Below are 22,262 nucleotides of genomic sequence, written 5' to 3'. Positions count from 1 at the left end.
CGGGTCAGCGGTAACGCCAACTTACATCGCTCCGCGATACCGATCGGCCATGATGTAGACCCAGCCTCCCGCCATGCGTGGAGGGGAGAGGAAGCGGGGCCCCGGGTCAAGCCCGGGGCGACGCGAAATGGGGAGGATTGGCTACGACAACTACCTCACCCCTGCCTGGCCAGCCACTCCTCCAGCCACTTGATCGTATACGCCCCCTCACGGAACTCGGGGTCATCCAGCAGCGCCTGATGCAGCGGGATGGTGGTCTTCATCCCCTCGATCACGAACTCCTCCAGCGCGCGGCGCAGGCGGCGCAGCGCGCCTTCGCGGGTGGTGCCGTAGACGATCAGCTTGGCGATCATGCTGTCGTAATAAGGCGGCACCTTATAGCCCGCGTAGAGCCCCGAATCGACGCGGACGTGCATCCCGCCCGGCGCGTGATATTGCTTCACCAGCCCCGGCGACGGCGCGAAGGTGCGCGGGTCCTCGGCGTTGATGCGGCATTCGATCGCGTGCCCGCGGAACACCACGTCTTCCTGCCGCAGCGTCAGCGGATGCCCTTCGGCGACGCGGATCTGTTCGCGGACCAGATCCAGCCCGGTGATCGCCTCGGTCACCGGATGCTCGACCTGCAGCCGGGTGTTCATCTCGATGAAGTAGAACTCGCCGTTTTCCCACAGGAACTCGATCGTTCCCGCGCCGCGATACGCCATGTCGGCCATCGCCTTGGCGACGATTCCGCCCATCCGCTCGCGCTCTTCAGGCGTGATGACCGGGGAGGGGGCTTCCTCGACCACCTTCTGGTGGCGGCGCTGGAGCGAGCAGTCGCGCTCGCCGAGGTGGATCGCATGGCCGTTGCCGTCGCCGAACACCTGGAACTCGATGTGCCGCGGGTTGCCGAGGTACTTTTCCATGTAGACGGTCGCGTCGCCGAACGCCGCCTTCGCCTCGCTGCCTGCCTGCTGCATCAGCGTTTCGAGCTGGTCGGCGGACTGGCACACCTTCATGCCGCGCCCGCCGCCGCCGCTGGCGGCCTTGATGATGACCGGATAGCCGATCTCTTCCGCCAACGCCTGCGCCTCGGCGACGTCATGAATCGCGCCGTCCGAGCCGGGCACCAGCGGCAGCCCGAGCGCCCCCGCGGTGCGCTTGGCCTCGACCTTGTCGCCCATCACGCGGATATGCTCGGGCTTCGGCCCGACGAAGATCAGATTGTGCAGCTCGACGATCTCGGCGAACTTGGCGTTCTCGCTGAGGAAGCCATAGCCGGGGTGGATCGCGTCCGCACCGCTGATCTCCGCGGCCGAGATGATGTTCGGAATGTTGAGATAGCTATCCGCCGCGGCCGGCGGCCCGATGCAGATCGCCTCGTCCGCCAACCGGACGTGCATCGCATCGGCATCCGCGGTCGAATGCACCGCGACCGTCTTGATGCCCATTTCATGGCACGCGCGGTGGATGCGCAGCGCGATCTCGCCGCGGTTGGCGATCAGCAGTTTCTTGATCTGCGGCATCCGCTTACTCGACCACCACCAGCGGCTGGTCGAACTCGACCGGCTGGCCGTTGTCGACCAGGATCGCCTTGACGACGCCCGCCGACGGCGCGGTGATCGGGTTCATCACCTTCATCGCCTCGACGATCAGCAGCGTGTCGCCCGCCGCAACGCTCTGGCCGACGCTGGAGAACGGCTTCGCGCCCGGCTCTGCCGCGAGATAGACGGTGCCGACCATCGGCGAGCGCACCGCATTGGCGTCCGACGGCGCGGACGGCCCCGCGACATCCACCTGCTGGGCGGCCGGAGCCGCGGCCGCGGCGGGCGCCGGCGCATAATGCATCGCGGGCGCGGCGTTGACCGCCGCCGCCTTGCGCGCGACGCGGATCTTGCGATCGCCGTCCTCGACCTCGATCTCGGTCAGCTGCGTGGTATCAAGCAGCTCGGCGAGCTGGCGGACCAGATCGACGTCGACCTGCATCGACCCGCTATTGTGTGAAATGTCAGCCATTGAACCCCGATTATCCCTGACCTTTGGTCGCGGCTCCTGTCAGAAGCGGGCCGCGGCTTCAAGCGCGAGCTGGTACGACAGTGCGCCGAACCCGGCAATGCTGCCCTTCGCCGCGCGCCCGACGAACGACGTGTGACGGAATTCCTCACGTGTGTGCGGATTTGACAGATGCACCTCGATCACCGGCGTTTTGATCGCCTTGATGGCATCGTGGATCGCGATCGAGGTGTGGGTGAACGCCCCGGCGTTGAGCAGCACGGCGCGCGCGTCATGCGCCTGCGCCTCGTGCAGCCAGTCGACCAGATGGCCCTCGTGGTTGGACTGGCGCATGTCGATCGCCAGCCCCAGCTCGCGCGCGCGATCCTCCAGCGCACCGGCGATATCGTCCAGCGTATCATGGCCGTAGATATCCGGCTCGCGCATGCCGAGCAGGTTCAGGTTCGGTCCGTTGAGGACATAGACGATATCGGTCATCGCCGCGCATCATCGCATCCGGCGCGATGGCGCGCAACATTGCCCCACGCGCCCCGCAGTCCTAGATGACCCGCATGGCACATACCGACGGCACCATCACCATTTCCGTGAACGGCGAGCACAAGCGCGTGACCGCCGGGATCACCCTCGCCGAACTGGCGGAGTCGCTCGGGCTGGTGCCCGAAAAGGTGGCGGTCGAACGCAACCTTGAGGTGGTGCCGCGCTCGACGCTGACGCAGGTGGTGGTTGAGGACGGCGACGAACTGGAGATCGTCCACTTCGTCGGCGGCGGCGATCATGTGCAGCCGATCACCGACGATACGTGGACGGTTGCGGGCCGGACCTTCCGCTCGCGGCTGATCGTCGGCACCGGCAAGTACAAGGACTTCGCGCAGAACGCCGCCGCGGTGGAGGCATCCGGCGCCGAGATCGTCACCGTCGCCGTGCGTCGCGTCAACGTCAGCGATCCGAACGCACCGATGCTGACCGACTATATCGACCCCAAGAAGGTCACCTATCTCCCCAACACCGCCGGCTGCTTCTCGGCCGAGGACGCGATCCGCACGCTGCGGCTGGCGCGCGAGGCGGGCGGCTGGGATCTCGTCAAGCTGGAGGTGCTGGGCGAGGCGCGGACGCTGTACCCCAACATGCGCGAGACGCTGAAGGCGACCGAGGTGCTGGTGCGCGAAGGTTTCAAGCCGATGGTCTATTGCGTCGACGATCCGATCGCCGCGAAGCAGCTCGAAGAGGCGGGCGCGGTGGCGATCATGCCGCTCGGCGCGCCGATCGGCTCGGGGCTCGGCATCCAAAATCAGGTGACGATCCGGCTGATCGTCGAGGGCGCGACCGTGCCGGTGCTGGTCGACGCCGGGGTCGGGCAGGCGAGCGACGCGGCGGTGGCGATGGAGCTGGGCTGCGACGGCGTGCTGATGAACACCGCGATCGCCGAAGCGAAAGACCCGGTGTTGATGGCGGCGGCGATGAGGGCCGCGGTCGAGGGTGGACGGATGAGCTATCGCGCCGGCCGCATGGGCAAGCGCCGCTATGCCGACCCGTCGAGTCCGCTGTCGGGATTGATCTAAAGAAAGGATTGTCCTGCCGTTACGGAACCGCGTCGTTGCAGCACCGTTCTGTCGTCACAGGGTTTTGAACAAGGAGATCGACGATGGGCGAGCTGACGGACAAGATCAAGGGCAACGTCAACGAAGCGATCGGCAAGGTGAAGGAAGCCGTCGGCAACCACAACCATGACACCGATCTTGCTGCCGAAGGCAAGGCCCAGCAGGCCGAAGGCAAGGGCGAGCAGCTCAAGGGCAAGGTCAAGGGCGCGCTCGGCGACGACATCTGATCGGGTCTACGCCTGAGATGAACAAGAGGCCGCTTCGTGAACAACGAGGCGGCCTTTTTTCTTTCCCGTCACCCCGGACTTGATCCGGGATCCCGCTTCTTCCTGCTGAGGCCGTAAAAAGGGACCCCGGATCAAGTCCGGTTCGACGGAATCAGCACCACGTCATTGCGAGCGTAGCGAAGCAATCCAGTGTCGGACCAGGACGCCCTGGATTGCTTCGCTACGCTCGCAATGACGGCCCGGCGCTAACTCCGCCCGCTCCATAACCCGACACCGATGCTGACAGCCGCGAGCGCCAACACCGACGCCAGGATCATCAGCAACCCGTCGCGCACGGTGATCGCCAGCCCGAACGCCGCGATCGCCAGCATCGGCGCGGTCGTTGCGAGCGGCAACAATTCCAGCGGCGGCACCGCGCAGGCCAGCGCGATCACGCCGAACGCCGCCGCACGCACGAAAGGCCCGCGCGTCAGCGCCGGCAAGCGCCCGTGGAACCAGCGATCCATGAACCGCGCGATCCCGCGCGTTTTGTCGACGGCCTTGCGCACCTTGTCCGACGACATCGCGCGCCGCCGCACGAAACCCGGCAGCCACAGGTGCTGGCGCCCCAGTGCCATCTGCACCGCTACCAGCATGATGACTGCCGCCATCGCGGTCGGCAGCCCGGGAATGCTGCCGATCGGCGAGATGTCGATCAACGGCATGACGATCAGGAACGGCCCGAAGCCACGCGCGCCCAGCGCCTCGACGACGTCGCCTACGGCGACCTTGTCCTGTCGCTCGGCGAGGCCGTCGATCGCATCGAGGATCTCGCCGACACTGTGAGGTTCATCCGCCATCGCCGATCAACCGACCGGCGCGGCGCAGGTTGCGGCGCGGAGCGCCGTGCCGAACCCGTCGACCGTCATTGCGAGCGCAGCGAAGCAATCCAGGGCGTCCTGATCCAGCCTTGTATTGCTTCGCTACGCTCGCAATGACGAATTGGCGGTAACTCCGCCCGCGCCACGATCCCACATCAATCCGGGCCACAGCCAGCATCGGACGGGGGCGCAACTCTCGAGTTCGACCCATTTAAGCTGAAGCGTCACCCCGGCTTTCGCGAAACCTCTGTAAAACCCGCTTTCTGTTCCCCGGCGAAGGCCGGGGCCCAGTTGGGAGACGCTTGTAAGCATCAGAATGCCCTCCCCAACTGGACCCCGGCTTCCGCCGGGGAAGAGCTTGAGGAGTCATGATCCAGCACTTTTGCAGAGGTCTCGCTTTCGCCGGGGTGACGATGGGAAACGATTCGAGCCGGGTGGATCAACCTCCAGCGCATCGCCGGTCAGCCAGCCGGCGCGGCGCGGGTAGCTTACGCCTGCGGTGCCGCGGCCGCGCCCGCCTTCTGGAACAGCTCCGCCAACTCGCCGGCCTCGTACATCTCCATCATGATGTCCGATCCGCCGACGAACTCACCGCCGACATACAGCTGCGGGATCGTCGGCCAGTCCGAATAGCCCTTGATCCCCTGCCGGATTGCCTGATCCTGCAGCACGTCGACGCTCTCGAACTGCACGCCCAGCCGCTCGAGGATCGCGATCGCGCGGCTCGAGAAGCCGCATTGCGGGAACAGCGGCGAGCCCTTCATGAACAGCACCACCGGGTTGCTCTTCACCAGCGCATCGATGCGGGCGTTGGTATCGTCGGTCATATCGTCTTCCTTGCGAATGCGGTGGTGCGTCTCGCGCTTACTTCGGAACGGCGGTCGTCAACTGCAAGGCGTGGAGCACGCCACCCATCCGCCCGCCCAGTGCGGCATAGACCGCCTGATGCTGTTTCACGCGCGGCATCCCCGCGAACGAGGCCGATACCACGCGCGCCGACCAATGATCGCCGTCGCCGGCGAGATCGGTCATCTCGACCTCGGCGTCGGGGATGCCGGCCTTGATCAGCGCGGCGATTTCGCTTCCTTCCATCGGCATCGCGCTTACTCCGGCTGCATCAGCTGGCGGCGCGCCTCGACGGTCTGATCCGCCAGCGCCTGCCGCACCGCCGCCTCGTCGACGTCGACATTCGCCGCGACCAGATCGCCATAGACCTTGCGAACCACGTCCTCGTCGCCGGCTTCCTCAAAATCGGCCTGCACCACCGCCTTGGCATAAGCGTCGGTTTCGGCGGGGGTCAGCTGCATGAGCTGCGCCGCCCATTGCCCGACCAGCCGGTTGCGACGCGCGATGATGCGGAACGCCACTTCCTCGTCGCGGGCGAACTTGGCCTCGAATGCGCGTTCACGATCGTCGAAAAGGGTCATGCTGGCTCCAGTGCTCTACCGGCGATGGATAGTGCGCGCCCCGCCGACATTCAATGTCGCTCAATCCGCGACGCGCACCACCAGCTTGCCGATCGCGCTGCGCTGACCCAATCGGGCGATCGCCTCACCGCCCCGTTCGAGCGGGAACACCTCGGTGACGCGTGGCGCGATGCGGCCTGCTTCCCACAATTCCAGCAGGCGCATGATGTGCGCGCGATTGGCCGCCGGCTCGCGCCCGGCGAACGCGCCCCAGAACACCCCGCACACGTCGCAGCTCTTGAGCAAGGTGAGGTTGAGCGGCAGCTTGGGAATGCCGGCCGGAAAGCCGACCACCAGATAGCGGCCTTCCCAGCCGATCGCGCGCAGCGCCGGCTCGGCGTAATCGCCGCCGACCGCGTCGTAGATCACCTGAAAGCCTTGCGCGCCGCCGGCCTGTTTGAACCGCTCCGCCAGCGCCTTGGACGTCGGCTTGTCGAACGGCGCGTGCGGATAGACGATCACCTCGTCCGCGCCGGCATCGCGCACCGCCTGCGCCTTCTCCTCGCTCGACACCGCACCGACCACCTGCGCGCCGAACGCCTTGGCCAGCTCGACCGCCGCCAGCCCGACCCCGCCCGCCGCGCCGAGCACCAGCACGCGGTCGCCCGCCTTTACGCGCCCGCGATCGACCAAAGCGTGGATGCTGGTGGCATAGGTGAGCAGCAGCGCCGCGCCCTCCTCGAACCCGCGTCCGTCGGGCAACGGATAGAGGGCATCGGCGGAGACAGCGCGTCGTTCGGCGAGTCCACCCATCAACACCGTGCCCATCACGCGGTCGCCGACGCGCCATTGCGTCACGCCCGCGCCGATCTCGGTGACGATGCCGGCGATGTCACCGCCGGGCGCGAAGGGGCGGGGCGGCTGGAACTGGTAGCGGTCCTCGATCACCAGCACGTCGGGATAGTTGATCGAACACGCCTTGATCGCGACCACCACCTCGCCCGGACCGGGGCTGGGATCGGGCAGCTCGCCGACTTCCAGAGTTTCAGGTCCGCCCGACGCCCTCGACAGCAAAGCCCGCATGTGCCGCATCTCTCCTGATCCAGGGCCGCTCGTCGTCGAGCTGCTCCTCGAATTTCGAAATCGCGGTATCCTTTGCCAGCGTCAGCCCGACCTCGTCCAGCCCTTCCATCAGGCAGCGGCGACGGAACGCGTCGAGTTCGAACGGGAAACGGTCCTGATAGGGGGTGGTGACGGTCATCGTCTCCAGATCGACCGTCACCGGATCCGTCTTCGCCACCTCGATCAGCCTGTCGATCGCTTCCTGCGGCAGCACGACCGCGACGATGCCGTTCTTGAATGCATTGCCCGAGAAGATGTCGGAGAAGCTCGGCGCGATCACCGCCTTGACGCCCATGTCGCCCAGCGCCCAGGCGGCATGTTCGCGGCTCGACCCGCAGCCGAAATTGTCGCCTGCGATCAGGATCGGCGCGCCGGCATAGCGCGGATCGTCGAAGATGTTGCCCGGCTGCGCGCGCACCGTCTCGAACGCGCCCTTGCCCAGCCCCGAGCGCTTGATCGTCTTCAGCCAATGCGCCGGGATGATGACGTCGGTGTCGATATTCTTGGCACCCCAGGGATAGGCGGTGCCGGAGACGCGCGTGACCGGCTCCATCAGCGCGCCGGACGGCTGGCCGGGATCGCGGGGCGCGCGATCGCGGCATAGGCGGCGACCCCGCTCAGCACCGAGCCGGCGATCAGGAAAATGAATACCTTCTTCATGACGCGTCCCCTTGTCCTCAACCCATCAGTTCGCGCACGTCGGCGAGCCGTCCGGTGACCGCGGCCGCCGCCGCCATTGCCGGCGATAACAAATGGGTGCGGGCGCCAGGTCCCTGACGTCCCACGAAATTCCTGTTGCTGGTCGAGGCGCAGCGCTCGCCCGGCGGCACCTTGTCGGGGTTCATCGCCAGACACATCGAGCAGCCCGGCTCGCGCCACTCGAACCCCGCTTCGGTGAAGATGCGGTCGAGCCCCTCTGCCTCGGCCTGTCGCTTCACCAGCCCCGACCCCGGCACGACCATCGCGCGCACGCCGTCCGCGACATGCCGCCCGCTCGCCACCCCGGCGGCGGCGCGCAAGTCCTCGATGCGGCTGTTGGTGCAGCTTCCGATGAAGACATGCTGGACGGGAACGTCCTGCATCCGCATCCCCGGGGTCAGCCCCATGTAATCGAGCGACTTCTGCGCCGCCTCGCGCTTCGACGGATCGGCGAAGCTGTCGGGGGCGGGGACGAAGCCGGTGATCGGCACGACATCCTCGGGGCTGGTGCCCCAAGTCAGCGACGGCGCGATGTCCGCGGCGTTGAGCACCACATTCTTGTCATAGCGCGCCCCCGCATCGCTCGGCAGCGTCCGCCACCAAGCGACCGCCTTGTCCCAGTCCGCTCCCTGCGGCGCGAGCGGCCGGCCCTTGAGATAGGCGAAGGTCGTCTCGTCGGGTGCAATCATCCCGGCGCGCGCACCGCCCTCGATCGACATGTTGGCGACCGTCAGCCGCCCCTCGACCGACAGGTTGCGGATTACCTCGCCGGTGAATTCGATGACATGCCCGGTCCCGCCGGCCGCGCCGATCCTGCCGATGATCGCCAGCACGACGTCCTTGGCGCTGACCCCGAAGCCGAGCGTGCCGTCGACGCGCACTTCCATCGTCTTCGACGGCGACAGGATCAGCGTTTGCGTCGCCAGCACATGCTCGACCTCGCTGGTGCCGATCCCGAACGCCAGCGCCCCCAGCGCGCCATGCGCCGAGGTATGGCTGTCGCCGCACACCATCGTCGTGCCGGGCAGCGTGAAGCCCTGTTCCGGCCCGACGACGTGCACGATCCCCTGCTTCGCCGACAGCGCGTCGATATAGGGCACACCGAATTCAGCGACGTTCTGGCGCAGCGCACCCAATTGCTCGGCGCTCTCGCGATCGGCGATCGGCAGCTCGTGCCCGTTCGTATCGACACGCGCGGTGGTCGGCAGGTTGTGATCGGGCACCGCGAGCGTCAGGTCGGGGCGCCGCACCCGCCGCCCGGCGGCGCGCAGCCCCTCGAACGCCTGCGGGCTGGTCACCTCATGGACGAGGTGCCGGTCGATATAGATCAGGCAGGAACCATCGTCGCGACGCTCGACCACGTGAGCGTCCCAGACCTTCTCGTACAATGTGCGGGGAGCGGAGGACATGATCCGCGGCTGTTAACCGAAAAGCATCGCGCATCCAAGTTCAGGCGTAACAAAATGGCGTGGGGAGGGCGGTCGCGTTCACGCCAGCCGTCATTGCGAGCGGAGCGAAGCAATCCAGTGCCGGATCAGGACGCCCTGGATTGCTTCGCTCCGCTCGCAATGACGGCAGAGAGGGACCCACTTCCAAACTCTTACGGCAACGACGCGCGATGGTCCTCGGTAACCACGCCAACCGCAACAACCTCCGCCTCATGCGATTCCTCGCGGAACGTATCCGCCAAAGCAGCTTCTTCCCACGCGCGCATCGCCGGTTGCTCTAGCATCCGCTTGACCCATTCTGCGCCCACCGCGCCGACGTCGATCCCATAGGTCCGCACCCGGAACGCCACCGGCGCGAAAAAAGCATCGACCGCACCGAAGCGCTCGCCGGCCAGAAACGGCCCGCCGAACCGCGACAGCCCCTCGTCCCACAGCTCCGCCAGCCGCGCCACATCACGCGCGAGTCGCGGCGAGGTGGCGTGCGGCGTCACGCGTTGCCCCACCGTCATCGTCCGCTCGCCCCGCAGCGTGCCAAACCCACCGTGCATTTCGGTCGCGGCGCACATCGCCCACGCCCGCGCGTCCGCGTCGGTCGGCCACACACCGTCATGCCGCTCACCGAGATACAGCGCGATGCCGAGCGAGTCCCACACCGTCCGATCGCCGTCGATCAGCACCGGCACCTGCCCGGTCGGCGAGAAGGCGCGGAACGCGTCGTAATTGTCCATCGACGCGAACGGCTCGATGCGATCCTCGAACGCGATGCAGAGCGCCGTCATCAACACCCAAGGGCGCAGCGACCAGCTCGAATAATTCCGGTTCGCGGTGATCAGCGTATAGGCCATCGCCTCAGATCTCGTAACGCGCCGCCGTCTTCGCCGCGACCTCATCCGCGGTCACCCCCGGCGCCAGCTCGACCAGCCGGAACGGCGAATCGTGATCCGGGCGCTGGAACACCGCCAGATCCGTGACGATCATGTCGACAACGTTCTTCCCCGTCAGCGGCAGCGAGCACGCCGGCAGGAACTTCGGGCTGCCGTCCTTGGCGACATGCTCCATCACGACGATGATCGTCTTGACGCCCGCGACCAGATCCATCGCGCCGCCCATCCCCTTGATCATCTTGCCGGGGATCATCCAGTTGGCGATATCGCCGCCCTCGGACACTTCCATCGCGCCCAGCACGGTCAGGTCGATGTGCCCGCCGCGGATCATCGCGAAGCTCTGCTCGCTGCCGAAATAGGCCGAGGAGGGCAATTCGCTGATCGTCTGCTTGCCGGCGTTGATCAGGTCGGGGTCGACCTCGTCGTCATAGGGGAACGGCCCGATCCCCAGCATCCCGTTCTCGGACTGGAGCGTCACCGTCATCCCGTCGGGAATGTTGTTCGCGACCAGCGTCGGAATGCCGATCCCGAGGTTGACGTAATAACCGTCCTTCAGCTCGCGCGCGGCGCGCGCCGCCATGCCGTTGCGATCCCAGCCCTTCGCTTCCTGCGACATCAGTTCAGGCTCCCGTCCTGGATGGTGGTGATCTCGGTCGCCTGCTCGCGCAATTGCGCGCTCAGCCCGGCGACGATCGCCTGCAACGCCTCGTCCTCGGTCATGCCGTAATTGCCGGCATAGGCGCGCGCGGCGTGGCGGACGGTGTCGGCCATCAGATAGCCGAAGACCTCCGCATCGCCCAGCACGCCCGCGTTGATCCACACCGACGCTCCCGCGCCATCGGTGACCCAGATCCGCGCGACCTCCGCCGAACGGTCGGTCAGCACGTCGCCATTCTCCAGCGAGATCGCGCCCTTGGGTTCGTCGGTCATGGCACGTCCTTCCAGCGTTTGTCGGCGGGGAAGGTCTCGTCCCAGCCACTGCCGAGCCCGGTGCCGTAGACCGGGTTGGGCAACACGAACCAGCCATTGCCCCAGCGCGCCTCGATCGGCGCGACCGCGGTCAGCATCCGCCGCCCGACCGCCGGGGCAGGGCCGGGCGGGTTGAACAGGTCGGCGAAGTCGCCCAGCTGGTCGCCGGCCAGCGCGACCACGCAATATTTCGCCGCGATCGCCGCACGCCGCCCGTCCTTGCCCGACTTGCCGTCCGCGTCGCCTTTCAGGAACAACGTCTCGCCGTGCCGGAATTCGCCGAGCCCGGCGTTCGCCAGCGCCTGCGCGGTCGCCTCGGCATTGCCGACCGAGCGGTTGGTGTTGATGACCATCGTCACCCCCATCGCACGCAGCGCGTGGAACGCCGCCACCGCGCCCGGCACCGCGGTCACCCGCGTCGCCCCCGCTTTCTCCCAGCGTTCCCAGCGCTTCTGGTCGAAGCCGCGCGCGGTTTGCGCATCGTCATATTCGTAACCGAGGTTGAGCACCGCGGTCTCGTCCATGTCGAGCACCACCGCCGGCGGCAGCGTCCCGCACGGCACGGTCTCGGCGCTCGCCGCGGTCGCGCCCGGCGCGAGCACCACCGACGCTGGCCAGCGCGGCAATGTCCCCGCGGCGCGCTGCGATGGCAGCCGCCCGCGCCGGTCGCGCGCTGCGGTCAGCACCTCGCGAACGTAGCGAACCATGCCGTTATACGCCTGTTCCGACAGCGCCGCCGCCTCGCCCGAGCCGTAGAGCCACGCCATCGCCGGCGGCACGCCCGGCGGCGCGGGCGGATCGACCGCCAGCGGCGGCGCGCTCGGCCGCCCGAGCAGCACCTGCCGCTGCGCCGCGCATCCGCCGAGCGTCACGGCGAGCGCCAGCAGGACGCCCGCGCGCTTCACGCCGCCTGCACGCGCGGGCGGGTGGTGCGGAACTCGATCTTCTTCTCGTACGGCGCACCGACGATCATCCGCTTCACATAGATGCCGGGCAGATGGATGTGATCGGGGTCGAGCGTGCCGACCGGCACCACTTCCTCGACCTCGGCGACACAGATCTTCCCCGCGGTCGCCATCGGCTGGTTGAAGTTGCGCGCGGTCTTGCGGAAGATCAGGTTGCCGCTCTCATCGGCCTTCCAGCCCTTGATGATCGACAGGTCGGCGCGGATGCCGCGCTCGAGGATATATTCCTCCCCGTCGAACACCTTCACTTCCTTGCCCTCGGCCACCTGCGTGCCGACGCCGGTCTTCGTATAGAAGCCGGGGATGCCCGCGCCGCCCGCGCGGCACCGCTCGGCCAGCGTGCCCTGCGGGCAGAATTCCACCTCCAGCTCGCCAGCAAGGAATTGGCGTTCGAACTCCTTGTTCTCGCCGACATAGGAGGAGATCATCTTCTTCACCTGCCGCGTGCGCAGCAGCTTGCCGAGCCCTTCGCCGTCGACCCCGGCATTGTTGCTCGCGATCGTCAGATCCCTGGTGCCGGCGTCGCGGATCGCGTCAATCAGCCGCTCGGGGATGCCGCACAGCCCGAACCCCCCCGCGCAGATCGTCATGCCGTCGAACAGCAGCCCGTCCAGCGCGGCGGCGGCATCGTCATACACCTTGTTGACCACGGCTTGCCCACTCCCGTTCGGCCCTCAGATCGCGCGCGTCCACGGTGCCCCGTGCCGCACACCCCGCTCCTTAGCGCGCGGCACCGCGAAGGCAACGGCCCCGCCGCCACTTACGTCATCCCGGACTTGATCCGGGATCCCGCTTCTTCTGCCCGGTCGACAGAAGAAGCGGGGCCCCGGATCAGGTCCGGGGCGACGGCGTGGAAGGGCTAGACCACAACCCCCTTGCGAGCCATTCGCCACACGATAGGCTGTGCGCCTATGACAAGCCTCAGAACCGGCGGCCGCATTCTGGTCGACCAGCTCGTCGCACAGGGCTGCGACCGCGTGTTCACCGTGCCGGGGGAGAGCTTCCTTGCGGTGCTCGACGCGCTCCACGACACGCCCCAGATCGACGTGGTGACGTGCCGGCAGGAGGGCGGGGCGGCGTTCATGGCCTGCGCCGACGGTACGCTGACCCACCGTCCCGGCGTCGCCTTCGTGACGCGCGGGCCGGGTGCGACCAACGCCGCGATCGGCGTCCATGTCGCGCATCAGGATTCGCAGCCGATGATCCTGTTCATCGGTGACGTCGACCGCGGCACCCGCGACCGAGAGGCGTTTCAGGAAATCGACTTCGCCGCGATGTTCGCACCGATGTGCAAATGGGCGGCGCGGATCGACGATGCGCGGCGCATCCCCGAATATGTCGCGCGCGCTTATGCCACCGCGGTCAGCGGCCGTCCGGGGCCGGTGGTGCTCGCGCTGCCCGAGGACATGCTGCTCGACACGGTCGAGACGACCGATCGCGCGCGCGTCGACCGTGTGTCGCAGGACGTCGACGCCGACACGCTCGACCGGCTGCGCGACCTGCTCGCCACCGCCGAGCGCCCGCTCGCCATCGTCGGCGGGGCGGGGTGGGATACCGCCGCGGCGGCCGCCTTCGCCGACTGGGCGATGCGCGCCGGCGTGCCGGTCGCCGCCGCCTTCCGCCGGCAGGATGCGATCGCCAACGACTGCCCGGCCTATGCCGGCAACCTCGGCTATGGCCCCAACCCGGCGCTGGTCGCGCGCGTCCGCGACGCCGATCTGCTGCTGGTGGTCGGTGCGCGGCTCGGCGAGGCGACCACCGACGGCTATGCGCTCGTCACCCCCGATCACCCCGGCCAGCGGCTGGTCCACGTCCACCCCGACCCGCAGGAGCTGCACCGCGTCTACGCCACCGATCTTGCGATCTGCGCCGGCATGGCGGAGTTCGCCGAGGCTTTGGTCCCGCTCGACGGCGGCGCGCACCCTCACGCCGCCGAGGCGCGCCGCGATTACGAGGCTTGGACCGCGCCGCAGCCGCGCGACGGCGTCGCGCTCGATCTCGGCCCGTGCGTCGCGGCGATGCGCGAGGCGCTGCCCGCCGACACGATCATCTGCAACGGCGCGGGCAATTTCTCGGGCTGGTGGCATCGCTACTGGCGCTATGCCGGGCCGGGGACGCAGCTCGCGCCGACCGCGGGCGCGATGGGCTACGGCCTGCCCGCCGCGGTCGCCGCGTCGTTGCGCCGGCCGGGACGCAGCATCGTCGCGGTCGCGGGTGACGGCGATTTTCTGATGAACGGACAGGAACTGGCGACCGCGGTCCAGCATCATGCCGACCTGCTGGTGATCGTCGTCGACAACGGCACCTATGGCACGATCCGGATGCATCAGGAGCGCGAATACCCCGATCGCCCCGCCGCGACCCGGCTCCACAACCCCGATTTCGCCGCGCTCGCCAGCGCGTACGGCGCGACCGCCGAGACCGTCGAGCGCACCGCCGACTTCGGCCCCGCGCTCGACCGGCTGCGCGCAGTAGCGGGCGTGCGGTTGCTCCACTGCCGCACCGATATCGAGCAGATCACCCCCGCGACCACGCTGACCGCGATCAAGCAGCGCAAGCTGTAAGAAATAATCCCGCTCGCCACCCATTGACTACAACCGTAATCGCGATGATTACAGCTGTAGTCGAAGAACGTGGCGAGGGAGCGAGTCGTGGTCGAACGGATCAGCGATGCCGAACATGCGGTCATGGAGGTGCTGTGGGACGAAAGCCCGCTCACCGCGCAGGACGTGGCCGAGCGGGTGGACCCGGAACGGGGCTGGAGCGCCGCCACCGTCAAGACCCTGCTCGGGCGGCTGCTCGGCAAGGAAGCCGTCCGCCACGAGGTCGACGGCCGCCGCTATCTCTACAGCCCCGCGGTGCGCCGCGAGGATTACGTCGCGCGTGAGTCCGACCGGCTGATCGACCGACTGTTCGGCGGCCGCCTGACCCCTCTGGTCGCGCACCTCGCCGAACGCGACGCGCTCAGCGATCAGGACATCAACGAGATCGAAGCCTTGCTCAAGGCGCTCAAGCAATGATCGGCTGGGCAATCGAGGCGATGCTCGCGTCGGCGCTGCTGATGCTGGCCGTCATGGTCCTGCGCGGACCGGTCCGCAACGCATTCGGCGCGCGCGTCGCCTATGCGCTCTGGGCGCTGCCCGCGCTGCGGATGGTGATGCCGCCGCTGCCCGAGGGCTGGCGTGGCGAGGCGCTGCCGGTGCTGCCCGCGCCCGAGCCGATCGTCATCATGCTCGGCAAGCCGGTTGCGACGCTGCCGGTCGAAACCACGCCGGCGGCGCTCGGCTGGCCGTCGATCGCCTTGTGGCTGTGGCTGGGCGGCGCGGCGCTGCTGCTCGCGTGGCAGGCGGTCGGCTATCTCCGCTTCCGCTACAACGTGCTGCGGCTCGGGATCGCGGTCGACCGTATCGGCTCGATCACTGTCGTGCAAAGCGCTGCCACCGACGGCCCGCTCGCCTTCGGGGTGTTCGACCGCGTCGTCGCCTTCCCGCGCGACTTTGCGGCGCGCTTCGACCCCGAGGAACGCGCGCTCGCGCTCGAACACGAGCTGGGCCACCACGCGCGCGGCGATCTGGTCGCCAATTGGGTCGCGCTGGCGGTGCTCGCGCTTCACTGGTTCAACCCGCTGGCGTGGGCCGCCTTCCGCAAGTTCCGCGCCGATCAGGAGATGGCCAATGACGCGCGCGTGCTGGCGCGCGCCGACGGGGCCGCGCGCCACGCTTACGGCTGCGCGATCGTCAAGGCCGCGCATGGCCGCGCGGTGTCGCCGGCCTGCCACCTCAACACCGTCAAGGATCTGAAAGGGAGACTGAAGATGCTCGGCAAGAAGAAAGCCACCCGCACGCAGACCGCGACCGGCAGCCTGGCGATCATGGCGCTGGCGCTCGGCGGTCTCGCCTTCACCGCCTCCGGCACGCAGGCCGCCGAGCGCGTCCGCGCCGAGGTGGAGGATGCGACGGGAATCGAAATGCCCGAGCTGCCGGAAATCCCCCAAATGCCGGAAATGCCGGAGACGCCCGAAATGCCGGACGTGCCTGCTATGCCACATGCCGCCCCCGTGCCGGGAACCCGTCACATCGTCGTCCAGAAGCACAAGGGTCGCGACACCACCGTCACCGTGACGACCGACGGCCGCACCACCACCTACACCGGCGAAGCGGCCGAGCGTTACCTGGCCGCGCACCCGGCACCGCCGCCCCCGGCGCCCCCCGCGCCGCCGGCACCGAACGTCGCTCCGGTGCCGCCGGTCCCCCCGATGCCGCCGGTGCCCGGCGTCGACGTGACCGAGCTGAACGCGCACGCCGCCGAGCTTGGGCGCAACGCCGCCCGTCTGGCCGCGCTCGACGCCGCCCGCCTGCAACGTCAGGCCGCCCAGATGCAGCGTCACGCCGCGCTCGACTCGGCCCGGCTCCAGCGACAGGCCGCCGCGATGGCGCGCGAGGCAGCGCGGATCGACACCGCGCAACTGCGCCGCGATGCGCTGGAGACGCAGCGCCAGGCGCTTCGCGCCGCGCTGACCGGGCTGGAACAGGCCCGCGCCGGGCTGACCGCCAACCGCAACCTGACCGACGCGCAACGCGCAGAGGCGATGGCGGCGATCGACGGCCAGCTCGCCAAACTCCGCCGCCGCGTCGCCGACCGAGACTGACCCTCTCCCCCCACCGTCATCCCGGCCTTGAGCCGGGATCCCGCTTCTTTCTCCGGCTGCCAAGAAGAAGCGGAGCCCCCGCTCAGGGCCGGAGCGACAATGAGTGGGGGGAACCGTCCAACCCTTGCACCCGCCGCCGCCCGCCGCCATGTGAAGCAAAGATGGCAGACGACCTCCCTACCGGCGTGGCGATGACGCTGGAACCGCTGGTGACGCGCGTCCTCGCCCCCAATGCCTCCGCCTACACCTACACCGGCACGCAGACGCACCTCGTCGGCACCAACGACCTCGCGATCATCGACCCCGGTCCCGCCGGCGACGCGCACCACGCGGCCTTGCTCCGCGTGATCGCCGGCCGCCCGGTCCGTGCGATCCTCATCACCCACCACCATCGCGATCATTCCCCCGCCGCGCGCCGCCTCGCCGCCGAAACCGGTGCGCCGATCGTCGGTTGCGCGCCCTTGGTGGTGCGCGACGCGGGCGAGCAGGCCGACGCCGCCTTCGACGCCGACTACGCCCCCGATCGCGTGCTGGCGGATGGCGACCGGGTCACCGGCGACGGCTGGACGTTGCAGGCGCTCGCCACCCCCGGCCACACCGCCAACCATCTCGCCTTCGCACTCCCGGAAACCGGCGCGCTCTTTTCGGGCGATCACGTGATGGGCTGGGCGACCAGCGTCGTCTCGCCCCCCGACGGCGACATGGGCGACTATATGGCCAGCCTCGAAAAGCTGCTGCTACGCGACGACCGCGTCTATTACCCCGGTCACGGCGAGGCGGTCGAGCGCCCGCAACGGCTGGTGCGCGGGATGCTCGGCCACCGCAAACAGCGCGAGGGGCAGATCCTGCGGCTGCTCCGTGAAGGCCCACAACCGATCGCGGCGATGGTCGCGCGGATGTACGTCGGGCTCGACGCGCGATTGCTCGGCGCGGCCTCGCGCTCGGTGCTCGCGCATCTGATCGATCTCGCGCGGCGTGGGCTGGCGGCGGAGGAGGGGGGTATATGGCGGAGCATCTGACCGGGCTCGGCAAGCTCTTGGTATCGCTGGCGATCGCCACCGCGATCCTGGTCGCGACCTTCGTCGGCTATCGCTACTTCACCGAGAAATATACCGTGGCGACCGATGCGAGCGGCGTCGCGGTCGCGCGCGTCGTCGCCGGGCGCCTGTACGGCAGCAACGAGCTGCGCGTCAGCCATCTGTCGGGCACCGTCCAGTCGACTGCCGCCGCGACGCGGGTGTTCGGCTGGCTCAAATACGTCCGCGTCATCAAGGCGCCGTATGACGTCGATTATTTCGTCCCGCTCGGCAGCTTGCGCCCGCGCGACTTCCGCTACGACGAACGCCGCCGCCGCTTGCTGGTCGAGGTGCCCGACGTCACGATCGGCGCGCCCAATATCGACGAGAGCCGCGTGACGATCGACACCACCACCGGCATCCTGCCCCCCCGCGGCGCGATGGCCGAATTGCAGAAGAAGGTGTCGGCCAAGGCGACCGACGTCGTCGCCGCCAAGGCGCGCGAGCCCGAGAACATCGCCAAGGCGCGCGAGAACGCCCGAAGCGCGCTGGAACGCTTGTTCGAGGGCACGCTGGAGGCCGCCAACCTGCCCGTCAACGTCGAGGTGCGTTTCGCCGGCGAGTCCCGCCCCGACAACCGCGACCAATGGGACCTGACGCGCTCGCTGGAGGAAGTCCTCGGCAACGCGCGGTAGAGCATTCGCTTACCCACCCTCCCGTCACTCCCGGCACCCCCCCGTCCTCCCACCATACCTACCGTCATTCCCGCGAAGGCGGGAATCCAGAACCTCTGACGTCTCGCCCGTTGCGAAGACCTGCGCGTCTGGATCCCCGCCTCCGCGGGGATGACAACCAAACCTGCGTGTGGAGCCTCTCGGTCCGCACCCGCCCCACACTGTTCCGCTTGATTGCGCCCGGCACACGGGCCATCTGCGCGAACATGGAACAGCCGACGAACCTCACGGGCCTCGACCTGCGCGCCGAGATCGACCGCCTCCGCAAGGAGCGCAACGCCGTGATCCTCGCGCATTACTACCAGAAGCCCGAAATTCAGGACCTCGCGGACTTCGTCGGCGACAGCCTCGACCTCAGCCGCAAGGCGCAGGCCACCGATGCCGATGTCATCGCCTTCTGCGGCGTGCGTTTCATGGCGGAAACCGCCAAGATCCTCTCGCCGCAAAAGACCGTGATCCTCCCCGACATGGACGCCGGGTGCAGTCTCGAAGACAGCTGCCCGCCCGAGCAATTCGCGGCCTTCCGCGCGCAGCACCCGGACGCGATCGCGCTCACCTACATCAATTGCTCGGCGGCGGTGAAGGCGCTCAGCGACGTCATCGTCACCTCGTCGTCGGCCGAGACGATCCTGTCGAAGATCCCGCCCGAGCAGAAGATCATCTTCGGCCCCGATCGCAACCTCGGCGGCTATCTCGCGCGCAAGACCGGGCGCGACCTGATCCTGTGGCCGGGCGTGTGCATCGTCCACGAGGCGTTCAGCGAAACCGAATTGCTCAAGTTGCGCGCGCAGCACCCCAATGCGCCGATCGCGGCGCACCCGGAATGCCCGGCGGTGATCCTCGACCACGCCGATTATGTCGGCTCGACCCGCGGCATCCTCGATTATGCGATGGCCATGACGGGCGACACGCTGATCGTCGCCACCGAGCCGCACATCATCCATCAGATGGAAAAGGCGCTGCCGGGCAAGACTTTCATCGGCGCGCCGGGCGCCGACGGGAACTGCAATTGCAATATCTGCCCGTACATGGCGCTGAACACGCTGGAAAAGCTCTACGTCGCGCTGCGTGATCTGACCCCGCGGATCGAGATGGACGAAGGTTTGCGCGTGCAGGCCAAGAAGAGCCTCGACGCGATGCTGGAAATGGCGAGCACGACGGTCGGGCAAGGCGACCTCGGCCCCGCAAAGGTAACCGGCGACTGACGAACGCCGTCGCCCCTGCGGAGGCAGGGGCCCATGTCTGTCCCGTTACGCGCAACGCCGCCCCGAAAACCGCCGCGCCGGTGTCGACCCGCCCACCCGGACGACACAGCCATAGGCCCCTGCCTCCGCAGGGGCGACGGCGCATGGGTCTAAGGTGTTTCGCCCCGACCCCCGGTCATCCCGGGCTTGACCCGGGATCCCGCTTCTTCCCCTCACAACCACAACCAACCGCGCGCCACACCGCAAACATCGACGGCGCCTCCCAAGCCCCGCCAGCAAACATTCACGCACCTTTCAATCGCCTGTCGAGCCGCACCCGAATTTGCGCGCCGTTCCGCGCCACCATCGCCAACATCCGCGACCACGCTTCCTATCCCCGGTGCGCCCCGCTACGTTGGTCACCGATGAAACGTCTGATCCCGCTCGCGCTCGCCCCGATCGTCCTCGCCGCCGCCCCCGCCGCCGACCCCTACCTTTGGCTGGAAGACATCGAAGGCCCGCGCGCGCTCCAGCAGGTCAAGGCGTGGAACGCCGAAACCGAGGCGCTTCTCACCAAAAGCCCGCGTTTCGAACAGGATCGCGCCCGCGCCAAGGCGATCCTCGATGACGAGGCGCAGATCGCAGAGGTCGACACCGTGCTCGGCGACCGCGTCACAAACCTCTGGCGCGACGCGAAAAATCCGCGCGGCCTGTGGCGCATCGCGACGCTTGCCGACTATCAGGCCGGCAAGCCGAAATGGCGGACGCTGATCGACGTCGACGCGCTCGGCAAGGCGGAGGGCAAGAGCTGGGTCTGGCACGGCGCGAGTTGCCTCGAACCCGATTACGCACGCTGCCTCATCCGCTTCAGCCCCGGGGGCACCGACGCGCAAGTCGTCCGCGAGTTCGACCTGACCACCGGGCGCTTCGTCGACGACGGCTTCGTCCTGCCCGAGGCGAAGAGCGACGTGGCATGGGTCGACCGCGACACGTTGCTGGTCGCCACCGACTGGGGCGCAGGGTCGCTCACCACCTCCGGCTATCCGCGCATCGCGAAATTGTGGCGGCGCGGCACGCCATTAGCGGCAGCGACCACCATCCACCAATCCCCCGCCAGCGCGGTGCAGGTCGGCGCGGCGGCGTTCGTCGACGCCACGCGGCGCTGGCCGATGGTCAGCGTCGGCCACACCTTCTTCGAGCGCGAATTGCTGGTGCAGGCCGCCGATGGCAGGTTCATCCCGCTCGGGCTCCCGAAGGGGGCGGATGTCACCGATGTGATCGGCGGACGCGCGATCGCCAAGCTCAACAAGCCCGCGGAAGGCTTCCCAGCCGGTGCGCTGGTCGCCTGGTCGCTTCCCGACATCGTCGCCGGTCGCCACCCGAAGGGCGAGTTGGTGATGGCACCGGGCGCGGCGCAGGCGATCGAGGAAGTTTCGGCCAGCGACAATGTGTTGTGGGTCAAATTGCTCGACGACGTGTCCGGCCGGTTGCTCGCGCTGCGGCGGCGGGCAGACGGACGCTGGACGCAGACTCCGGTCGCGCTGCCCGACAACAGCACACTCCACCTCGGCGCAACGACGGGGAAGAGCGACGCGGCGTTCGTCACCGTCGAAGGGATGCTCACCCCGCCGACGCTCTATGCGGTCCGGATCGGCGCGGCGCCGCGCGCGGTTCAGGCGCTGCGGGCGCGGTTCGATGCGACGAAATATCAGGTGGCACAGCGCTTTGCGACCTCGCGCGACGGAACGCGCGTGCCGTATTTTCTGGTCACGAAGAAGGGCGCGACCGCGCCGGCGCCGGCGCTGATCCATGCTTATGGAGGGTTCCGCAATGCGCAGACCCCGACCTATCTCACCGAGCAGCCGTACCGCGCCGGTCCGCTGGCGCTGTTCTGGGTGGAGCAGGGCGGGGCCTATGTGCTCGCCAACCTGCGCGGCGGCGGCGAATATGGGCCGCGCTGGCATCAGGCGGGGCTGCGCGAGAAGCGGCAGAACGTGTTCGACGACCTCCACGCGGTCGGCGACGATCTGGTCCGGACCGGCGTGTCGGCCAAGGGAAAGATCGGGATTTCAGGACGTTCGAACGGCGGTTTGCTGGTCGGGGTGGCGATGCAGCAGCGGCCGGACCTGTATGGTGCGGTGATTGCGGGGTCGCCGCTGGAGGATATGCAGCGCTATTCGCATCTGTCCGCGGGGGCGTCGTGGATCGATGAGTATGGCGATCCCGACAAGCCAGCCGACTGGGCGTTCATCCGCCGCTACTCACCGTATCAGAACGTGAAGGCAGGGGTTCGCTATCCGCCTGTGTTCTTCTATCTTTCGACCAAGGATGACCGGGTTCATCCCGGCCATGCGCGCAAGCTGGCGGCGTTGCTGAAGCAGAACGGGAACAGCGTTTACTTCCACGAGTATCTGGAGGGCGGGCATTCGGTCGGCGCCGATCACGCCGAGGATGCGCGCCGCGCGGCGCTGCTGAATGCGTTCCTGGGACGCGAACTGATGCGAAAATAG

24 protein-coding genes are annotated in these 22,262 nt (G+C 68.2%); 9 read left to right on the top strand and 15 right to left on the bottom strand.

Annotated elements, in window-relative coordinates; genetic code table 11:
- Window positions 1-155: 155 nt before the first annotated feature.
- Genes accC through aroQ form a run of 3 tightly spaced genes read right to left on the bottom strand, consistent with a single transcriptional unit; the run spans window position 156 to window position 2,469 of the window.
- On the bottom strand, window positions 156-1,505 hold the full coding sequence (accC, locus tag SPHPH_RS0111885) for an acetyl-CoA carboxylase biotin carboxylase subunit (RefSeq protein WP_028966887.1): 1,350 nt from the start codon (window positions 1,503-1,505) through the stop codon (window positions 156-158).
- A gap of 4 nt (window positions 1,506-1,509) precedes the next feature.
- Window positions 1,510-1,995 carry an acetyl-CoA carboxylase biotin carboxyl carrier protein gene (accB, locus tag SPHPH_RS0111880; RefSeq protein WP_028966886.1) on the bottom strand — a complete coding sequence of 162 codons (486 nt, stop codon included), beginning with the start codon at window positions 1,993-1,995 and terminating at the stop codon, window positions 1,510-1,512.
- Between the two features lie 39 nt (window positions 1,996-2,034).
- On the bottom strand, window positions 2,035-2,469 hold the full coding sequence (aroQ, locus tag SPHPH_RS0111875; RefSeq protein WP_028966885.1) for a type II 3-dehydroquinate dehydratase: 435 nt from the start codon (window positions 2,467-2,469) through the stop codon (window positions 2,035-2,037).
- Between the two features lie 74 nt (window positions 2,470-2,543).
- Between aroQ and thiS the strand changes: the two genes are divergently transcribed.
- Window positions 2,544-3,551, top strand: coding sequence for a sulfur carrier protein ThiS (thiS, locus tag SPHPH_RS19620; RefSeq protein WP_081668611.1), 1,008 nt, complete (start codon window positions 2,544-2,546; stop codon window positions 3,549-3,551).
- An 83-nt stretch (window positions 3,552-3,634) separates the two neighbouring features.
- Window positions 3,635-3,817, top strand: a complete 183-nt coding sequence (locus tag SPHPH_RS0111865; RefSeq protein WP_028966883.1) for a CsbD family protein — start codon at window positions 3,635-3,637, stop codon at window positions 3,815-3,817.
- A gap of 245 nt (window positions 3,818-4,062) precedes the next feature.
- Here the strand turns inward: SPHPH_RS0111865 and SPHPH_RS0111860 are convergent, their stop codons facing one another.
- The 12 genes from SPHPH_RS0111860 to SPHPH_RS0111800 form a co-directional block, all read right to left on the bottom strand.
- Window positions 4,063-4,656, bottom strand: a complete 594-nt coding sequence (locus tag SPHPH_RS0111860; protein WP_028966882.1) for an exopolysaccharide biosynthesis protein — start codon at window positions 4,654-4,656, stop codon at window positions 4,063-4,065.
- A 509-nt stretch (window positions 4,657-5,165) separates the two neighbouring features.
- A complete protein-coding gene (grxD, locus tag SPHPH_RS0111855) occupies window positions 5,166-5,504 on the bottom strand; it encodes a Grx4 family monothiol glutaredoxin (protein WP_028966881.1) in 339 nt (112 codons plus the stop codon).
- Window positions 5,505-5,541: 37 nt separating this feature from the next.
- Window positions 5,542-5,775, bottom strand: coding sequence for a BolA family protein (locus SPHPH_RS0111850; RefSeq protein WP_028966880.1), 234 nt, complete (start codon window positions 5,773-5,775; stop codon window positions 5,542-5,544).
- Window positions 5,776-5,780: 5 nt separating this feature from the next.
- Entirely contained in the window at window positions 5,781-6,104 is a 324-nt protein-coding gene (locus SPHPH_RS0111845) for a DUF1476 domain-containing protein (protein WP_028966879.1), read from the bottom strand.
- A gap of 60 nt (window positions 6,105-6,164) precedes the next feature.
- Window positions 6,165-7,166, bottom strand: a complete 1,002-nt coding sequence (locus SPHPH_RS0111840; protein WP_028966878.1) for an NADPH:quinone oxidoreductase family protein — start codon at window positions 7,164-7,166, stop codon at window positions 6,165-6,167.
- A complete protein-coding gene (gene leuD / locus SPHPH_RS0111835) occupies window positions 7,129-7,758 on the bottom strand; it encodes a 3-isopropylmalate dehydratase small subunit (RefSeq protein ID WP_028966877.1) in 630 nt (209 codons plus the stop codon). Before leuD ends, SPHPH_RS0111840 begins: the two co-directional genes overlap by 38 nt.
- A gap of 124 nt (window positions 7,759-7,882) precedes the next feature.
- Entirely contained in the window at window positions 7,883-9,313 is a 1,431-nt protein-coding gene (gene leuC, locus SPHPH_RS0111825) for a 3-isopropylmalate dehydratase large subunit (RefSeq protein WP_028966876.1), read from the bottom strand.
- A gap of 191 nt (window positions 9,314-9,504) precedes the next feature.
- Complete coding sequence (locus SPHPH_RS0111820; protein ID WP_028966875.1) at window positions 9,505-10,197, bottom strand: glutathione S-transferase family protein; 693 nt, start codon at window positions 10,195-10,197, stop codon at window positions 9,505-9,507.
- Between the two features lie 4 nt (window positions 10,198-10,201).
- Window positions 10,202-10,852: a 3-oxoacid CoA-transferase subunit B gene (locus SPHPH_RS0111815; protein WP_028966874.1), complete on the bottom strand. Its 651-nt coding sequence runs from the start codon at window positions 10,850-10,852 to the stop codon at window positions 10,202-10,204.
- Window positions 10,852-11,166 (bottom strand): DUF5076 domain-containing protein, encoded by a 315-nt coding sequence (locus SPHPH_RS19615; RefSeq protein ID WP_037488507.1) that lies wholly within the window; start codon window positions 11,164-11,166, stop codon window positions 10,852-10,854. Before SPHPH_RS19615 ends, SPHPH_RS0111815 begins: the two co-directional genes overlap by 1 nt.
- Window positions 11,163-12,110, bottom strand: coding sequence for a 5'-nucleotidase, lipoprotein e(P4) family (locus tag SPHPH_RS0111805; protein WP_028966873.1), 948 nt, complete (start codon window positions 12,108-12,110; stop codon window positions 11,163-11,165). The genes SPHPH_RS19615 and SPHPH_RS0111805 overlap by 4 nt, the downstream gene beginning before the upstream one ends.
- Window positions 12,107-12,820: a CoA transferase subunit A gene (locus SPHPH_RS0111800; protein ID WP_028966872.1), complete on the bottom strand. Its 714-nt coding sequence runs from the start codon at window positions 12,818-12,820 to the stop codon at window positions 12,107-12,109. The genes SPHPH_RS0111805 and SPHPH_RS0111800 overlap by 4 nt, the downstream gene beginning before the upstream one ends.
- A 261-nt stretch (window positions 12,821-13,081) precedes the next feature.
- On the opposite strand from SPHPH_RS0111800, the gene SPHPH_RS0111795 reads away from it, so the two are divergent.
- From SPHPH_RS0111795 to SPHPH_RS0111765, 7 genes are all read left to right on the top strand, one after another.
- Window positions 13,082-14,734, top strand: a complete 1,653-nt coding sequence (locus SPHPH_RS0111795; protein WP_028966871.1) for a thiamine pyrophosphate-binding protein — start codon at window positions 13,082-13,084, stop codon at window positions 14,732-14,734.
- Between the two features lie 87 nt (window positions 14,735-14,821).
- Entirely contained in the window at window positions 14,822-15,190 is a 369-nt protein-coding gene (locus tag SPHPH_RS0111790) for a BlaI/MecI/CopY family transcriptional regulator (protein ID WP_028966870.1), read from the top strand.
- Entirely contained in the window at window positions 15,187-16,818 is a 1,632-nt protein-coding gene (locus tag SPHPH_RS0111785) for a M56 family metallopeptidase (protein WP_028966869.1), read from the top strand. The genes SPHPH_RS0111790 and SPHPH_RS0111785 overlap by 4 nt, the downstream gene beginning before the upstream one ends.
- A gap of 161 nt (window positions 16,819-16,979) precedes the next feature.
- On the top strand, window positions 16,980-17,837 hold the full coding sequence (locus SPHPH_RS0111780; RefSeq protein WP_028966868.1) for an MBL fold metallo-hydrolase: 858 nt from the start codon (window positions 16,980-16,982) through the stop codon (window positions 17,835-17,837).
- Window positions 17,822-18,529, top strand: coding sequence for a DUF4230 domain-containing protein (locus SPHPH_RS0111775; protein WP_028966867.1), 708 nt, complete (start codon window positions 17,822-17,824; stop codon window positions 18,527-18,529). Before SPHPH_RS0111780 ends, SPHPH_RS0111775 begins: the two co-directional genes overlap by 16 nt.
- 245 nt (window positions 18,530-18,774) lie before the next feature.
- Window positions 18,775-19,773, top strand: a complete 999-nt coding sequence (nadA, locus tag SPHPH_RS0111770) for a quinolinate synthase NadA (RefSeq protein WP_028966866.1) — start codon at window positions 18,775-18,777, stop codon at window positions 19,771-19,773.
- A 404-nt stretch (window positions 19,774-20,177) separates the two neighbouring features.
- Window positions 20,178-22,262: a prolyl oligopeptidase family serine peptidase gene (locus tag SPHPH_RS0111765; RefSeq protein WP_028966865.1), complete on the top strand. Its 2,085-nt coding sequence runs from the start codon at window positions 20,178-20,180 to the stop codon at window positions 22,260-22,262.

This window comes from Sphingomonas phyllosphaerae FA2 (assembly GCF_000427645.1).
GTDB lineage: Bacteria > Pseudomonadota > Alphaproteobacteria > Sphingomonadales > Sphingomonadaceae > Sphingomonas > Sphingomonas phyllosphaerae.
This window is presented reverse-complemented; position numbering and strand designations above follow the sequence as displayed.

What these genes read in the sequence shown, in the direction of transcription:
- SPHPH_RS0111840 (WP_028966878.1), bottom strand. Translation starts at nt 7,166, where the DNA reads ATGCGGGCTTTGCTGTCGAGGGCGTCGGGCGGACCTGAAACTCTGGAA.
- grxD (WP_028966881.1), bottom strand. Translation starts at nt 5,504, where the DNA reads ATGACCGACGATACCAACGCCCGCATCGATGCGCTGGTGAAGAGCAAC.
- leuC (WP_028966876.1), bottom strand. Translation starts at nt 9,313, where the DNA reads ATGTCCTCCGCTCCCCGCACATTGTACGAGAAGGTCTGGGACGCTCAC.
- SPHPH_RS0111780 (WP_028966868.1), top strand. Translation starts at nt 16,980, where the DNA reads ATGGCAGACGACCTCCCTACCGGCGTGGCGATGACGCTGGAACCGCTG.
- accB (WP_028966886.1), bottom strand. Translation starts at nt 1,995, where the DNA reads ATGGCTGACATTTCACACAATAGCGGGTCGATGCAGGTCGACGTCGAT.
- SPHPH_RS0111775 (WP_028966867.1), top strand. Translation starts at nt 17,822, where the DNA reads ATGGCGGAGCATCTGACCGGGCTCGGCAAGCTCTTGGTATCGCTGGCG.
- aroQ (WP_028966885.1), bottom strand. Translation starts at nt 2,469, where the DNA reads ATGACCGATATCGTCTATGTCCTCAACGGACCGAACCTGAACCTGCTC.
- SPHPH_RS0111815 (WP_028966874.1), bottom strand. Translation starts at nt 10,852, where the DNA reads ATGTCGCAGGAAGCGAAGGGCTGGGATCGCAACGGCATGGCGGCGCGC.
- SPHPH_RS0111795 (WP_028966871.1), top strand. Translation starts at nt 13,082, where the DNA reads ATGACAAGCCTCAGAACCGGCGGCCGCATTCTGGTCGACCAGCTCGTC.
- thiS (WP_081668611.1), top strand. Translation starts at nt 2,544, where the DNA reads ATGGCACATACCGACGGCACCATCACCATTTCCGTGAACGGCGAGCAC.
- accC (WP_028966887.1), bottom strand. Translation starts at nt 1,505, where the DNA reads ATGCCGCAGATCAAGAAACTGCTGATCGCCAACCGCGGCGAGATCGCG.
- SPHPH_RS0111845 (WP_028966879.1), bottom strand. Translation starts at nt 6,104, where the DNA reads ATGACCCTTTTCGACGATCGTGAACGCGCATTCGAGGCCAAGTTCGCC.
- SPHPH_RS0111850 (WP_028966880.1), bottom strand. Translation starts at nt 5,775, where the DNA reads ATGCCGATGGAAGGAAGCGAAATCGCCGCGCTGATCAAGGCCGGCATC.
- nadA (WP_028966866.1), top strand. Translation starts at nt 18,775, where the DNA reads ATGGAACAGCCGACGAACCTCACGGGCCTCGACCTGCGCGCCGAGATC.
- SPHPH_RS0111765 (WP_028966865.1), top strand. Translation starts at nt 20,178, where the DNA reads ATGAAACGTCTGATCCCGCTCGCGCTCGCCCCGATCGTCCTCGCCGCC.
- leuD (WP_028966877.1), bottom strand. Translation starts at nt 7,758, where the DNA reads ATGGAGCCGGTCACGCGCGTCTCCGGCACCGCCTATCCCTGGGGTGCC.
- SPHPH_RS0111785 (WP_028966869.1), top strand. Translation starts at nt 15,187, where the DNA reads ATGATCGGCTGGGCAATCGAGGCGATGCTCGCGTCGGCGCTGCTGATG.
- SPHPH_RS19615 (WP_037488507.1), bottom strand. Translation starts at nt 11,166, where the DNA reads ATGACCGACGAACCCAAGGGCGCGATCTCGCTGGAGAATGGCGACGTG.
- SPHPH_RS0111865 (WP_028966883.1), top strand. Translation starts at nt 3,635, where the DNA reads ATGGGCGAGCTGACGGACAAGATCAAGGGCAACGTCAACGAAGCGATC.
- SPHPH_RS0111820 (WP_028966875.1), bottom strand. Translation starts at nt 10,197, where the DNA reads ATGGCCTATACGCTGATCACCGCGAACCGGAATTATTCGAGCTGGTCG.
- SPHPH_RS0111860 (WP_028966882.1), bottom strand. Translation starts at nt 4,656, where the DNA reads ATGGCGGATGAACCTCACAGTGTCGGCGAGATCCTCGATGCGATCGAC.